This is a genomic window from Erwinia aphidicola (genome assembly GCF_014773485.1).
Taxonomy (GTDB): domain Bacteria; phylum Pseudomonadota; class Gammaproteobacteria; order Enterobacterales; family Enterobacteriaceae; genus Erwinia; species Erwinia aphidicola.
In genome coordinates this window covers 149,153-163,525 of the sequence record NZ_JACXBP010000009.1, presented here as the reverse complement: position 1 = coordinate 163,525, position 14,373 = coordinate 149,153, and the positions used below count along the sequence as shown (strand labels likewise).

15 protein-coding genes are annotated in these 14,373 nt (G+C 58.2%); 5 read left to right on the top strand and 10 right to left on the bottom strand.

The features are described 5' to 3' along the window. Nucleotides 1–106 precede the first annotated feature (106 nt). Complete coding sequence (gene uspB, locus ID864_RS19235) at nt 107–442, bottom strand: universal stress protein UspB (RefSeq protein WP_048917778.1); 336 nt, start codon at nt 440–442, stop codon at nt 107–109. A gap of 310 nt (nt 443–752) precedes the next feature. Here uspB and uspA point away from each other — a divergent pair, with 310 nt between their 5' ends. Further along, complete coding sequence (uspA, locus tag ID864_RS19230) at nt 753–1,184, top strand: universal stress protein UspA (protein ID WP_048917779.1); 432 nt, start codon at nt 753–755, stop codon at nt 1,182–1,184. Nucleotides 1,185–1,295: 111 nt separating this feature from the next. Here uspA and rsmJ read toward each other — a convergent pair whose 3' ends face one another. Then, a complete protein-coding gene (rsmJ, locus tag ID864_RS19225; protein WP_191150227.1) occupies nt 1,296–2,054 on the bottom strand; it encodes a 16S rRNA (guanine(1516)-N(2))-methyltransferase RsmJ in 759 nt (252 codons plus the stop codon). A 5-nt stretch (nt 2,055–2,059) separates the two neighbouring features. Continuing rightward, complete coding sequence (prlC, locus tag ID864_RS19220; RefSeq protein WP_187497890.1) at nt 2,060–4,108, bottom strand: oligopeptidase A; 2,049 nt, start codon at nt 4,106–4,108, stop codon at nt 2,060–2,062. Nucleotides 4,109–4,297: 189 nt separating this feature from the next. Here prlC and ID864_RS19215 point away from each other — a divergent pair, with 189 nt between their 5' ends. Together ID864_RS19215 and ID864_RS19210 are read left to right on the top strand one after the other, a co-directional pair. Further along, nucleotides 4,298–5,122 (top strand): CPBP family intramembrane glutamic endopeptidase, encoded by an 825-nt coding sequence (locus ID864_RS19215; protein WP_048917782.1) that lies wholly within the window; start codon nt 4,298–4,300, stop codon nt 5,120–5,122. Between the two features lie 94 nt (nt 5,123–5,216). Further along, the gene (locus ID864_RS19210; protein ID WP_048917783.1) at nt 5,217–6,059 is read left to right on the top strand and encodes a 23S rRNA (adenine(2030)-N(6))-methyltransferase RlmJ; all 843 of its coding nucleotides are present in this window, start codon (nt 5,217–5,219) and stop codon (nt 6,057–6,059) included. Between the two features lie 129 nt (nt 6,060–6,188). Here the strand turns inward: ID864_RS19210 and rnz are convergent, their stop codons facing one another. Next, nucleotides 6,189–7,103, bottom strand: coding sequence for a ribonuclease Z (gene rnz, locus ID864_RS19205; RefSeq protein WP_191150226.1), 915 nt, complete (start codon nt 7,101–7,103; stop codon nt 6,189–6,191). A gap of 143 nt (nt 7,104–7,246) precedes the next feature. Here rnz and gorA point away from each other — a divergent pair, with 143 nt between their 5' ends. Then, nucleotides 7,247–8,599, top strand: coding sequence for a glutathione-disulfide reductase (gene gorA, locus ID864_RS19200; RefSeq protein WP_062818508.1), 1,353 nt, complete (start codon nt 7,247–7,249; stop codon nt 8,597–8,599). A gap of 67 nt (nt 8,600–8,666) precedes the next feature. On the opposite strand, the gene ID864_RS19195 is transcribed toward gorA, so the two are convergent. The 5 genes from ID864_RS19195 to ID864_RS19175 all read right to left on the bottom strand — a co-directional run bounded on the left by ID864_RS19195 (nt 8,667) and on the right by ID864_RS19175 (nt 12,107). After that, nucleotides 8,667–9,731 carry a LacI family DNA-binding transcriptional regulator gene (locus ID864_RS19195; RefSeq protein WP_048917786.1) on the bottom strand — a complete coding sequence of 355 codons (1,065 nt, stop codon included), beginning with the start codon at nt 9,729–9,731 and terminating at the stop codon, nt 8,667–8,669. A gap of 235 nt (nt 9,732–9,966) precedes the next feature. Next, nucleotides 9,967–10,248 carry a CopG family ribbon-helix-helix protein gene (locus tag ID864_RS19190; protein ID WP_191150225.1) on the bottom strand — a complete coding sequence of 94 codons (282 nt, stop codon included), beginning with the start codon at nt 10,246–10,248 and terminating at the stop codon, nt 9,967–9,969. A gap of 199 nt (nt 10,249–10,447) precedes the next feature. Then, nucleotides 10,448–11,485: a HipA domain-containing protein gene (locus ID864_RS19185; protein ID WP_048917787.1), complete on the bottom strand. Its 1,038-nt coding sequence runs from the start codon at nt 11,483–11,485 to the stop codon at nt 10,448–10,450. Then, complete coding sequence (locus ID864_RS19180; protein ID WP_048917788.1) at nt 11,482–11,796, bottom strand: HipA N-terminal domain-containing protein; 315 nt, start codon at nt 11,794–11,796, stop codon at nt 11,482–11,484. Before ID864_RS19180 ends, ID864_RS19185 begins: the two co-directional genes overlap by 4 nt. Continuing rightward, nucleotides 11,781–12,107: a helix-turn-helix domain-containing protein gene (locus tag ID864_RS19175; protein ID WP_099753333.1), complete on the bottom strand. Its 327-nt coding sequence runs from the start codon at nt 12,105–12,107 to the stop codon at nt 11,781–11,783. The genes ID864_RS19180 and ID864_RS19175 overlap by 16 nt, the downstream gene beginning before the upstream one ends. Before the next feature lie 298 nt (nt 12,108–12,405). Between ID864_RS19175 and ID864_RS19170 the strand changes: the two genes are divergently transcribed. Continuing rightward, nucleotides 12,406–13,227 (top strand): alpha/beta fold hydrolase, encoded by an 822-nt coding sequence (locus tag ID864_RS19170; RefSeq protein ID WP_048917789.1) that lies wholly within the window; start codon nt 12,406–12,408, stop codon nt 13,225–13,227. Between the two features lie 97 nt (nt 13,228–13,324). On the opposite strand, the gene ID864_RS19165 is transcribed toward ID864_RS19170, so the two are convergent. Next, entirely contained in the window at nt 13,325–14,224 is a 900-nt protein-coding gene (locus tag ID864_RS19165; protein ID WP_166643143.1) for an alpha/beta hydrolase, read from the bottom strand. Nucleotides 14,225–14,373: the final 149 nt, after the last annotated feature.

Here is a 14,373-nt window from a genome sequence, read left to right as displayed (position 1 = left end):
TCGTGCTGCGGGCGGACCGAAAAAGAGGGTCCGCCCCTACAGCAAGGGTCGATGATTTTTTCCGATCGATCCGAAAAGGGCGACCATGTTTAATGGTCGCCCTTTTTTAATGCCAGATGGCCAGGCCAATCAGGCTAATCACCACCAGCCCACACAGGGCGCTGGTCAAAATAAACTGCCCGCGCAGGCGCTGACAGCGACGAATAAACTCATCATCGTGGTGGTCAAGGTAGCGCTGATACCAGATATAGCCAATCAGCCGCACCTGCTTGCCCGGCTGCCCGTGAGACGTGAAGAACCCCGCCCCATCCACATACTGATACAGCAGCGGATCGCAGCCGCGCAGCACCACTAACAGCGCACGCAGCGAAGAGAAATAGCGCGCCATATTCACCACACAAACGACACAAAGAGCCCAGAAAAGCGCGATGGTGCTGATCATGATCCCCTCCCGGACTTTCATCAGGAAATGCGATACGCGACGAGAACGGGATCAACTCCCGCTGGTTCGCCAACCCTTATTATTGAGATGATTGCTGCAGCAGGACGGCGTAACAGCGCTGCTTTCGTTGCCGTCTTTTATCAGTGTAGGAGATCTGCTTAAATTTTTTCCAGCGATGTTTTATTTCGCCGGGGCATTCAGACAAAATTTCATGTTGATCGCCCAGCCAAACCACGTCGGCTGCCACAACATTCATTAACAATTTTCGCTATACTCTGGGACAGGCACTTACGCGAAAAGGAGTATTCATATGGCTTACAAACACATTTTGATTGCTGTCGATCTGTCCCCCGAAAGCAAACTGCTGGTCGACAGAGCGGTATCCATGGCTCGCCCTTACGACGCCAAAGTTTCACTTATCCACGTTGATGTGAATTACTCTGACCTGTATACCGGGCTGATCGACGTCAATCTGGGTGATATGCAGAAGCGTATCTCTGAAGAGACGCACAGCGCGCTGACCGAGCTGTCAAACGGGGCTGGCTACCCGATTGCCGAAACCCTGAGCGGCAGCGGTGACCTGGGCCAGGTGCTGGTCGACGCGATTAAGCAGTATCAGGTGGATTTAGTGGTTTGCGGCCATCATCAGGATTTCTGGAGCAAGCTGATGTCGTCAGCGCGCCAGCTGATCAACACCGTGCACATCGATATGCTGATTGTGCCGCTGCGCGACGAAGAGTAACGCTATATGCGTTGTTCACCGCCGCGTCGGCGGGCTGACTGAAAAAGAGGGTCAGCCCAGACAGATCGCGGTGAAAATGACGCGTAGGGTCGGGCATGCCCGACCCGTTGTTTATCCCCCTGGGGTGAGGGGGGCATAAATATCGAAACGGTGCCCCTTGGTCACCACGGCGTTCGGCGTGGCGACGTCCGCCAGCGGCGGCGCGTAATCCGGGCGCTTCACCACCACGCGCTTAGTCGCCAGCATTCGCGCGGGCTCCAGCAGGCCATCGGCATCGAGGTCCGGCCCCACCAGCGACTGAAACACCCGCATCTCTTTCTTGACCAGCGCGCTTTTCTGCTTGTGCGGAAACATTGGATCGAGGTACACCACCTGCGGGCGCGGCGTAATATCGGTTAGCGCCGTCAGGCTCGAGGCGTGCAGCAGCGTTAGCCGCTCGCGCAGCCACGGGCCAATCTCCGCATCGGCATAGCCGCGTGCCAGGCCATCATCCAGCAGGGCAGCCACGACCGGATTACGTTCCAGCATGCGCACGCGGCAGCCCACGGCGGCCAGCACAAACGCATCACGCCCCAGCCCCGCCGTGGCATCCACCACCTCCGGCAGATAGCCGCTCCTGATGCCGACGGCTTTCGCCACCGCTTCACCGCGCCCGCCGCCAAACTTACGGCGGTGCGCCATCGCCCCGCCAACGAAATCAACAAAGATGCCGCCGAGCTTTGGCTCATCGCGCTTGCGCAGCTCCAGATGCCCGGCCGTCATCACCAGCGCCATCAGCGCGTTTTCATCATGCACCAGCTGCCAGCGGGCAGCTAAAACAGATAAGGCGCCGTCTCCGGCGCCCGTTTCATCTAACAAACAGATGTTCACTAATCTCAGCCCTGCTCGGTAATACCGTAGTGTGCCAGCATCGCATCCAGCTGCGGCTCGCGGCCGCGGAAGCGGCGGAACAGCGCCATTGGCTCTTCGGAACCGCCGCGCGTCAGAATGTTGTCGAGGAACGACTGGCCGGTTTCACGGTTGAAGATCCCCTCCTCTTCGAAGCGTGAATAGGCGTCTGCCGCCAGCACGTCGGCCCACAGATAGCTGTAGTAACCCGCCGCGTAGCCGCCGGCGAAGATATGGCTGAAGGCGTGCGGGAAGCGGCCCCACTCTGGCCCAGGCATCACCGCCACCAGCTTTTTGATCTCTTTCAGCATCGGCAGGATCTGCGCGCCTTTCGCCGGGTCAAACTCGGCGTGCAGGCGGAAGTCGAACAGGCCAAACTCCAGCTGACGCAGGATAAACAGCGCCGCCTGATAGTTCTTCGCCGCCAGCATTTTGTCCAGCAGCTCACGCGGCAGCGGCTCGTTAGTCTCGTAATGGCCGGAGATAAACGCCAGCGCTTCCGGCTCCCAGCACCAGTTTTCCATAAACTGGCTTGGCAGCTCGACCGCATCCCACGGCACGCCGCTGATGCCGGAGACGCCCGGCGTTTCAATGCGCGTCAGCATATGGTGCAGACCGTGGCCAAACTCGTGGAACAGCGTGGTCACTTCGTTGTGGGTAAACAGCGCAGGCTTGCCGCTCACCGGACGGTTGAAGTTACAGGTCAGGTAGGCAACCGGCTTCTGCAAGGTACCGTCGGCTTTACGCATCTGGCCCACGCAGTCATCCATCCACGCCCCGCCGCGCTTGTTCTCGCGCGCATACAGGTCGAGGTAGAAGCTGCCGCGCAGCTCGCCGCTTTCGTCAAACAGGTCGAAGAAGCGCACGTCCGGGTGATAGACATCCACATCGCTGCGCTCTTTAGCGGTAATGCCGTAGATGCGCTTCACCACTTCAAACAGTCCGTCCAGCGCGCGCTGTGCCGGGAAGTACGGGCGCAGCTGCTCGTCGCTGATGGAGTAGAGATGCTGTTTCTGCTTCTCGCCGTAATAGGTCAGGTCCCACGGCTGCAGGTCGTCGACGCCGTGCTCTTTTTTGGCAAAGGCGCGCAGCTGGGCCAGCTCCTGCTCCGCCTGCGGGCGGGCGCGCTTTGCCAGATCGGTCAGGAAGTCGGTGACCTGCGCCGGGCTTTCGGCCATTTTGGTCGCCAGCGATTTATCGGCATAGGAGTCAAAGCCCAGCAGCTGGGCGAGTTCGTGGCGCAGCGCCAGCTCTTCCGCCATCACCTCGCTGTTGTCCCACTTCCCGGCGTTCGGCCCCTGGTCGGAGGCGCGGGTTGAGTAGGCGCGATACATCTCTTCACGCAGCGCCTGGTTGTCGCAATAGGTCATCACCGGCAGGTAGCTCGGGATATCCAGCGTCAGCAGCCAGCCCTCCTGCTCTTTGGCTTCGGCCTGCGCTTTGGCCGCTGCCAGCGCGCTTTCCGGCATGCCGGACAGTTCGCTCTCATCGGTAATCAACTTGCTCCAGCCCATGGTGGCGTCGAGCACGTTGTTGCTGTAGGTCGAACCCAGTTCGGACAGGCGCGCGGCGATTTCACCGTAGCGCTGCTGCTTCTCTTTCGACAGGCCAATGCCGGACAGCTCGAAGTCGCGCAGCGCGTTATCCACCGCTTTCTTTTGCGCAGTATCCAGCGCAGCAAAGTTTGCGCCCGCTTTCAGGTCGCGATAGGCCTGGTACAGCCCTTCATGCTGGCCAACCCAGGTGCTGTACTCGGACAGCAGCGGCAGCGTCTGCTCATAGGCCTGGCGCAGTTCCGGGCTGTTTTTCACCGAGTTCAGGTGGCTAACCGGGGAGAACAGGCGGCTTAAACGGTCATCCACTTCCGCCAGCGGCTGCACCAGATTATCCCAGCTGTACGGTGCGCCCTGCGCCACCACTTTTTCCACCACGGCGCGGCACTCATCCAGCGCCTGAGTCACGGCGGGCACCACATGTTCAGGTTTGATGGCGGAGAAAGGGGGGAGCGTAAAGGCAGAGAGTAACGGATTGGTCATAGCGCAGTCCTTTAATCGTTGTATGGGCAATCTGGTTAACATGAGGGTAACGGGTGAGAAAATCAATGGCGGGCCACGCAGACGCCCTGTTTCTGACCGCACTTTCCGCTTTGCCACCACCCGAGACACATTGCATACTCCCCGGCGTTAATACGCCGTATTACTTCGTTACAAACAGGGAGTGTCTATATGTGGTACGTACTGGCAGCATCGCTACTGTTCCTGCCGTTTTATCATCGCAGCGCACTGGTGCTGCTGGCCATCGCGCTGGGCCTTGCCATCTTTGAGCAGGTGTTAATGCCACCGGCTATTGTGGCGCTGATCGTCATTGGCTTTGTTGCTGTCTATTCCGGTACGCACAAGCAGCCTTCTGCGTTCTCCCTGCCGGGGGAGATTATTCTGGTGGTCAGCGCCTTTGCGCTGATGCTGCATACGATTCCGGGCTTCAACAATCAGCTGATCGAATCCGGGGTGCGCGCCGGGCCACAGAGCGCACCGTTTACCTTCTATTACAACCTCGACAAGGCGCTGGTGCCGTTTATCCTGCTGGCCTGCCTGCCGACCCTGCTTAAGCGGCCTTCGAAGCCACCTGCCAACGGGCTGTGGTGGCTGGTGCTGTTGATGTCAATGCCGCTGCTGCTGCTGCTGGCCACCTTTGCCGGGGGACTGAAGGTGGAACCGCACCTGCCCGAGTGGCTGGGTTCTTTTATGCTGGCCAATCTGTTTTTTGTCTCACTGGCGGAAGAAGCGCTGTTTCGCGGTTATATCCAGCAGCGGCTAAGCCAGCTGCTGGGCGACAAGCGTGCGCTGTTTATCGCCGCGCTGCTGTTCGGTTCGGTGCACTTCTCCGGCGGGCTGCTGCTGGTGTTCTTCGCCACGCTGGCCGGGCTGATCTACGGGCTTGCCTGGCTGTGGAGCGGGCGGCTGTGGGTCTCTACCCTGGTGCATTTCAGCTTTAATCTGCTGCACCTGCTGTTCTTTACTTACCCAATGTGGCAACGAATCCCTGCCTGATCGCGCTTTTTTAACCCGTTTTCGCTATAATCACCGCAACCTGTGCCGCCCACTGGCGGCACGCTCGCTTTTACCTTCCCGGATTTCCTAATACATGCTCAGTTATCGCCACAGTTTCCATGCAGGCAACCATGCCGACGTTCTCAAACACACCGTGCAGAGCCTGATCCTCAGCTCACTGAATGAGAAGGATAAACCCTATCTCTACCTCGACACCCACGCCGGTGCCGGGCGCTATCTGCTGAGCGGCGAGCACGCTGAACGTACCGGAGAGTATCTGGAGGGCATTGCGCGTATCTGGCAGCAGGACGACCTGCCGACCGAGCTGGAGCCGTATATCAGCGTGGTGAAAAACTACAACCCGGGCGGCAAGCTGCGTTATTACCCTGGCTCACCGCTGATCGCCCGCCATCTGCTGCGCGAGTACGACCAGCTGCAGCTGACCGAGCTGCACTCCAGCGACTTCCCAATGCTGCGCAATGAGTTCCAGAAGGATGACCGCGCGCGCCTGGCGCGTGCCGACGGCTATCAGCAGTTGAAATCCAAGCTGCCACCGCTATCGCGCCGTGGTCTGATCCTGATCGACCCGCCGTACGAAATGAAAAGTGACTATCAGGCCGTGGTGCAGGGGATTCAGGAAGGCTATAAGCGTTTCGGCACTGGCGTTTATGCGCTGTGGTATCCGGTGGTGCTGCGCCAGCAGATCAAACGTATGTTTAACGAGCTGCAGGCCACCGGCATTCGCCGTATTTTGCAGATTGAGCTGGGCGTGCGTCCGGACAGCGACCGTTTCGGGATGACCGCCTCGGGGATGGTGGTGATTAACCCACCGTGGAAGCTGGAGCAGCAGATGAACAACGTGCTGCCGTGGCTGCAGAAAGTGCTGGTACCGTCAGGCACCGGCCACCATAAAGTCAGCTGGATTGTGCCGGAATAACGGTGTCGCCTGCGGTTAACCTCCACCCGATCGCGTAGGGGCGAGGCATGCCTCGCCCAGGTCGGGCATGCCCGCCCCCTACAGCTGAAGTGCGACGCCTGCCTCGCCCAGGTCGGGCATGCCCGCCCCCTACAGCTGAAATATCGCGAAATCATGCGCCATCTCGGTGGCGGCAAACACCGCCCGGCACTCTGCCAGCAGGCGCTCGCTGTCATGACGTAAATAGCGCGAGCTAAGATGCGTGATAATCAGCCGCTTTGCGCCACTCTCCTGCGCCACTTGCGCCGCCTGTACGGTGGTGGAGTGCCCACGGCTGTTGGCTTTCTCTTTCATGGCAATTTCCAGCGTCGCCTCATGCACCATCACATCGACATCCGCTGCCAGCTGCTGCGCCGCCGCCGTGGGGGCTGTATCACCGAAAATCGCCAGGCTGCGCCCCCTGATCGGCTCGCCGACATATTCCCAGCCGTTTATGGTGCGGCCATCGTCCAGCGTCACGCTGCGGCCATGCTTCAGGTCATAGAAGTACGGCCCGGCAGGCACGCCGTGCGCCGCCAGCCTCGCCGCATCCAGCGCGCCGGGTTTGTCATGCTCGTCAATACGGTAGCCGTAGCACTCCACCGGATGCGTCATCGGGTAAGCCGTCACGCGAAAATGCGCGTCATTGCACACCTCCCCCGCACCTATTTCCACAATCTCCAGCGGGAAGGTGACCCACGAACCGCTTAATGACAGGGTGGTTTCAACAAAGGTTTTAATCCCTACCGGGCCGTAAAGGGTCAGCGGTTCGAGTGAGCCATTCATCGATCGGCTGGTCAGCAGCCCCGGCAGGCCGAAGATATGATCGCCGTGCAGATGAGTAATGAATATCTTCTCGATCTTACCGGGCTTGATCGGCGTGCGCAGGATCTGATGCTGGGTGCCCTCGCCACAGTCAAATAGCCAGGTGGCGTTACGCACCCCCTGTAAATCCAGCGCGATGCTGGTGACGTTGCGCTCGCGGCTCGGCGTACCGGCCCCGGTGCCTAAAAACTGCAGATGCATAACTGTCATCCTTTAGCGAAAAGTGACAATGATAATCGGTATGAGGCTATCACAATCATAGACGCAACCTTTGCGGCTTTTCACCTTGTAGCGTTACACTCTACGCCAGCTGATTTAACTCACTTACTGAACTGGAAGACTCGATGACCAAACATTATGACTACCTTGCCATCGGCGGCGGCAGCGGCGGTATCGCCTCCATTAACCGTGCGGCCATGTACGGACAGAAGTGTGCACTGATTGAAGCAAAAGAGCTCGGCGGCACCTGCGTGAACGTCGGTTGCGTTCCGAAGAAAGTTATGTGGCACGCGGCGCAGATCGCCGAAGCTATCCACAACTACGGCCCGGACTACGGCTTTGATACCACCGTAAACCAGTTCAACTGGGACGTGCTGGTGAAAAACCGCAGCGCCTATATCGACCGTATCCACAGCTCGTACGACAACGTGCTGGGCAAAAATAAAGTCGACGTGATTAAAGGCTACGCGCGCTTTGTTGATGCACACACCGTTGAAGTGAACGGCGAGAAGATTACCGCCGACCATATTCTGATCGCCACCGGCGGCCGCCCGAGCCAGCCAAACATCCCAGGCGCGGAATACGGCATTAACTCTGACGGCTTCTTCGAGCTGCAGGCGCTGCCAAAACGCACCGCCGTCGTCGGTGCAGGCTATATCGCCGTCGAAATTGCCGGTGTGGTCAACGCGCTGGGTTCTGAAACGCACCTGTTCGTGCGTAAACACGCGCCGCTGCGCAGCTTCGATCCGCTGATCGTCGACACGCTGGTGGAAGTCATGAACACCGAAGGCCCGACGCTGCACACCGAATCGATCCCGAAAGCGGTAGTGAAAAATGCCGATGGTAGCCTCACCTTACAGCTGGAAAACGGTAAAGAGCAGACCGTGGACTGCCTGGTGTGGGCGATTGGCCGTGAGCCGATGACCGACAACCTGAACCTTGATGTGACCGGCGTGAAACTGAACGAAAAGGGTTACATCAGCGTTGATAAATACCAGAACACCAATGTAAAAGGGATTTACGCGGTGGGCGATAACACCGGCGCGGTCGAGCTGACCCCGGTCGCAGTCGCGGCGGGCCGTCGCCTGTCCGAGCGCCTGTTTAACAACAAGCCGGACGAGCATCTGGACTACAGCAACGTGCCCACCGTGGTGTTCAGCCACCCGCCAATCGGCACGGTCGGCCTGAGCGAGCCGGAAGCGCGTGAGAAGTTTGGTGATGACCAGGTGAAAGTGTACAAATCGGCGTTTACCGCGATGTATACCGCCGTTACCCAGCATCGCCAGCCGTGCCGCATGAAGCTGGTGTGCGTCGGTGCCGATGAGAAGATTGTCGGCATCCACGGCATCGGCTACGGCATGGACGAAATGCTGCAGGGCTTCGCGGTGGCGCTGAAGATGGGCGCCACCAAGAAAGACTTCGACAACACCGTGGCGATCCACCCGACCGGTGCGGAAGAGTTCGTGACGATGCGCTAAGTAGACGCTGAAACACTAAAAGCCAGCAGGATCCTGCTGGCTTTTTTGATCGCGACCCAGCGCCTCTTCAGCTGCGGCTGGCACAGCCGCATTTATGCAGCGCACCGTGGGCCACGCGGCTGAGGTGCGAGTGGCGAACCTGGAGCTCGCCCTGACTCCATGCGCCATTTTCATCGGCGCGATCGTCCAGCAGGCGGTTCAGCGCCTCGGCGATTTGCAGGTCGCAGCGCTGCGCCCAGGTGGTCAGGCTCCACATTGACGAGCTGGCCTCGCCGACATCGTCAAACCCCACCACGCCGATATGCGCCCCTTCGCCGAAGTCGCGGATCGCCTGCATCGCGCCAAATGCCAGCACGTCATTCTCACAGAACAGCGCCTCTATGCGCTCCGCAGCGCGCGTACGTTTCAGATAGGCCATCATCTGCTGGTACGCCAGCTCGCGGTCGTAATGCCCCGCCACCAGCACCTTATCCAGCGGCTTCTTCGCCGCATCCAGCGCCGCGGCATAGCCTTCCATACGCATCAGCTGGCTCGACGCCGTGTCGCGCCCCTTCATATAGCCGAAGCGCTGATAGCCCTGCGACAGCAGCAGCCTGCCGATCTCTGCGCCCGCAGCAAAACCGTCAACGCTGACCACTTCGATATCCGCGTTATCGGTACTGCGGCACACGTGAATGCTGGGGATCTGATGCAGCTCTTCCATCGCCACAATCAGCTCGTCGCTGAAAATCGTGGCGAGGAACAGCAGCGCATCCACCTGCAGCTGCCCGGCCATCTGCAGTACCGAGTGGTAGTTCGCTTCAGAATCGACGTTCAGCAGCAGCGCCATATAGCCGCGCGCGTTGAGCTGGCGCGTCACTTCATTCAGCATCTTCAGGGTATGAGGGTTACTAAACTCGTCGGCGACAACGCCAATAATGTGAGTTTTGCGCTGCTTCAGGCTGCGCGCCAGCAGATTAGGGCGGAAGCCGAGCTTTTTCGCGGCGGCCAGTACGGCTTCGCGCGCCAGCGGCGAGATAGATGCATCGGGTTTAAACGCCCGCAGCACGGTCCACTTCGATACGCCAGCCAGCAGGGCAACATCGCTGGCGGTGGCTTTCTGGGTCTGCTTCGCTGGCACGGTATTTTTCATTATGAATTCAGCGCGGAGGCTCCGGTAAATGAAACGGTTTTTCCACAGAATAGAACAAATTTACCGGAGCCAAAAGCGCGTGCTGCCCGATGTGTGATCGCACAGCGGGCGGACCGAAAAAGAAGGTCCGCCCCTACAAATTTATGTGCTATATGTTGGGTTAACGCCGAACCGCTACGCGGCCAGGTAACGCATTCTACATCTTCGATGGCGGGTTCCGTCCAGACAAAATGCATTACTTACGTCCAGCTTTTGGCAGCGCCAGCGGCGAGTCCGTACTTAAGCTATTTGCCCATTTCATCACGTCATCATGGGCAACGACACGCCCCTCATCTACCGCAGCCAGCGCTTCCAGCGTCATCTGATGGCGCCGCTCTTCCTGATCGATCATGGCTTGTATTGCCTGCTTCACCAACCACCCCGTGGAACGATCATAGCTCGTCGCCAGCAGGTCCAGCTTTTCTGCCATTTCAATCGGTACATGCGCAGTAACGACGCGTGTGTTTGATTGCCCCAAAACGGATGCCTCATAAACGATTCAATTTTAATCATAATAAATCATCCTGATTTAGTTAGCCCGTCAAGCCCTAAAAGCGACGGCTTGGTTTATGCAGTGTCTTATATGCCACAGACGCTGTTTGAAATCCGTTCTGCCATTGAGTTAACCGAGGCGGCTCACAAATAAGCGTAGGGGTCAGGCACGCCTGACCCGCTACTTACAGCGCTGGCTCATCCACTATTTGCAGGCGGCTCAGGCGTTGGCGATAACACTGCAACACGGCGGCCACCGCTTCTGGCTGCATAAATGATTCGTTATAGGTCGTTTCCACCTGCTGCTGCTCTTTCAGCAAGTTAGCGAGCAGTGCAACCACCAGCTTGCGGCTCAGCCCCATAATCAGCCCGAGTGTCAGGAAATCCATCCCGAGATACTCTCCATACTGGGTGGTGAATCCAGCCGCCAGCTCTCTGCCGCCCTCTTCACAGGCCAGCAGAGGCAGTGCCAGATAGCTGCTTTGAAAATAAGCAGAGAAAGGCGCCACCGAGACAAAATCATACAGAGGCGACAACTGTGGCGCAGCGCCACGCGGATGCAGCAGGCCAAAGTTGCGCAGATGCATATCGTTATTGCCCAGTAGATAAGCATAAATAATGCGCCGCAGCAGGTCGATTTTAAACGCCAGGTTATCGTTGACGTGCTGAATGAGGAACTGCGCGATCTGCTGATAGCTTACCCACGGAAGACCGTCATCGCGGTATTTCCCGTACTTTTCACCGACGTTCATCGCCGCATCCAGCGGCTCCTGATGCAGTGCATGACCCTCTCTGTCGCGGTCAAAACGACGGATAACGAAAGCATATTCAATGTCATCATCCGGGTGTTCAGGCCGGAAGGGCAGCAGTCCGTGCGCAGGTACGTCGAATCCGAGGCGTGCCATCAAGGTCATGGTGGCATGTTCATTTTCAGCCAGATGGGGAAACTCAACGGGTGATGGCTTAAGGATGTAGTCGCCCTGATAGCCCACCACGGCAAAGTCGCGCTGCCGCAATACCAGCTGCAGTTTCGGCTGGTAACCCGAGATACTCATACCCCGCTGCTGCTGCGGCAACTGCTGTACGAACTGCGTCCGGGTAAAGCCCAGATAGGGCTCAACGCGCGCGCTCCCTGTCAGTTTTTTCATCCCCCTGGTTGAATAGCCTGAGGTCTGTTCTGCCTCCGACTCCAGCCGGGTCAGCAGGATTCGACACCGATTCATGATGTTTCCTCAGCGCTGATGCGTACCGCGCCAATCAGGTTCTCACCGTTATGCAGCAGCAAGCCGAGCAGATCCTGCTCATCAATTTTTTGTAGCTGGCTGTAGCGCATTTTCAGCCAGCCCTCCGGGGCCAAAGAAACAAAAAACGGGTGCAGCGTGGTGCTGGGGAATCTTCCTTTACTCACCGGCAGGCTGAGTGACAGTGCCGGGCCAAAATAATCCGGACGGTAGGCAAACAGGTAGCCGTTGTCTTCCTGAGAAAGCACGCCGACGGCCTCATCGTACAGCCACACCGTTAAACGACGGCGCACAGTGACACTCCCAGCGCGGCAGCTACCGCATAGACACTGCCAAACTTCACTTGCTCAGGATCTTTAAACAGGCGCTTGAGAGTCGAGGCTGAGATCCCGGTTTGCAACTCCAGCGTAGCAATATCCAGGCCCAGCGCTTTACGCCTCTCATTCAGCTGGGCTCCCAGCGCCGCAAGCGATGTAATTTTATGCTGAGCCAGCTGCGAAAGCTGATCCTGCTCTGCCTGCTGCAACTCTTGCTTAAGCTCATTGAGCTGGGTGGCGATGGTTTGCAGCTTCAAGGAGATAACAAAGGGTTTCTGATGGCTCATATTTGACCCTTAAAAATTGAGGACTTAATAATATATCTCAATATTAGTCTATCGCGCGTGCCATATGTCACTTATGAGCTTTAAATGTATAAATAGATAAAAAAAAGGCCTTATACGAACGCATAAAGCCAGTAGTTAACTCCTGGGACCGCCGGGGCTTTGTGCTCCAGCCTGTAGGCATAATTGGCGGCCATGCCGTTTGCCCGGCTGTGCTTCAAAATTGTTGCCTTGTCACTATACTTTTTAGGGGAGTCACGATAGCGACTACTTCACCACATTCACCCTTTGAGGAGACAGAATGAGCACATTTAACACGGCTGACGGCACGCAAATTTATTTCAAAGACTGGGGCACGGGCAAGCCGGTCCTGTTCAGCCACGGCTGGCCGCTGGATGCCGATATGTGGGACAGCCAGATGAATTTCCTTGCCGAGCGCGGCTACCGCGTTATCGCCTTTGACCGCCGTGGCTTTGGCCGTTCGGATCAGCCGTGGGAAGGCTATGACTACGATACCTTTGCTTCGGATATCAACGACCTGATCACCCACCTCGACCTGCACGACGTGACGCTGGTCGGTTTCTCAATGGGCGGCGGCGACGTGTCGCGCTATATCGGCAACTACGGCAGCGAACGCATTGCCGCGCTGGTGCTGCTGGGGGCGGTCACGCCGATCTTCGGTAAAACCGCCGATCATCCGGAAGGGGTGGAAAAGGCCGTATTTGACGGTATTCGCGACGGGTTACGGCAGGATCGGGCGCAGTTTATCAAAGATTTTGCCACGCCGTTTTACGGCATTAATGCCGGGCAAACCGTCTCCGATGGCGTGCTAACGCAGACGCTGAATATCGCGCTGCTGGCCTCGTTGAAAGGCACCATCGACTGCGTGACCGCCTTTGCCGAGACCGATTTCCGCGCGGATATCGCAAAAGTGAACGTGCCGACGCTGGTGATCCACGGCAGCAACGACCAGATTGTGCCGTTCGAAGCCACCGGCAAGCTGGCCGCAGAGATGATCACAGGCGCCGAGCTGAAAGTGTATGACAACGCCCCGCACGGCTTCGCCGTTACCCACCAGGAGCAGTTGAATCAGGACCTGCTGGCGTTCCTGCAACAGATCTAATCTGACGGCACGGGGTGACCGGAAATCATCGGCACGGGGCGACCGGAAAAAAAGGTTGCCCCCTACAACTCCCGTAGGGGTTGACCCTCTTTTTCGGTCAACCCGCACGCGCCGCCAGCCACACCGCGTAGGCTTCATCCCAAATCGCCGCCGGAGTGCCCGCTTTACCCAGACCGAAACCGTGCCCGCCCTGTGAAATACGGATCATCTGCACCGGAACCCCGGCCTTGCGGCAGGTATCGTGCATGATCACGCTATTTTCCGGGTTCGAGGTGCGGTCATCCTCCGCCTGGGCGAGAAAAGTGGGGGGGTAGGCGCGCGTAACGTAGTTTTGCACCGACCAGTTTGCTTCTTCCGCCGGGGACGGATTTTTGCCCACCATCGACAGATGCGTATTGGTATGGGTATATGGCGGTTCGAGGGTGATCACCGGATAGATAAGCCCGACGCTGTCGACCTTCGGCACGATCTGGTCGAGGCTGTCCTGCGGCGCATAGGACGCGAAATCAGGCCGCGCGGCCGCCATGCCGAACAGATGCCCGCCGGCAGAAAAGCCGAGCAGATGCACGTGCGGCTCCATTGAGCGCACCAGGCGGATCGCACGCTGCGCATCCTGCAACGGTGCCAGATTACCGGCCTGCCAGTGTTCGCCGGGCAGCCGATAGCTCAGCACATACGCGGTAAAGCCTTTGCTGGTGAGCCAGCGCGCCACCGGCCAGCCCTCGCGCCCCATGCCAATCCAGCGATAGCCGCCGCCCGCGGCAATCAGTACCGCTTTGCCATTGGGGTTCTCCGGCAGAAAGCGCTGGATCCCCGGGCTGACGATATTGGACCACGAGCCGTTAGCGGAAATACGCAATGCTCCGCTCGGACCGCCACCGCCCGGGGGTTCGTCGGGCCACAGCGGATAGAAGTCCTGGCGGGCAAACAATTTATCGGTGCTCATGGCAAGCATAAACGCGCCACTCCCCAGCAATAACCGGCGGCGACTAATCATCGGGCATGTCCAGAATTCTCAACAGAAAACAGGGTAATGGATGTTGAGCGGCAAGCAGGCGCACTCAGTGGCGAAATAATATGCACTACGCCTAAAAATTGCTACAGGCGTCACACTTTTTTCAGCTGTTACGGGAAGAAAAAACGGAA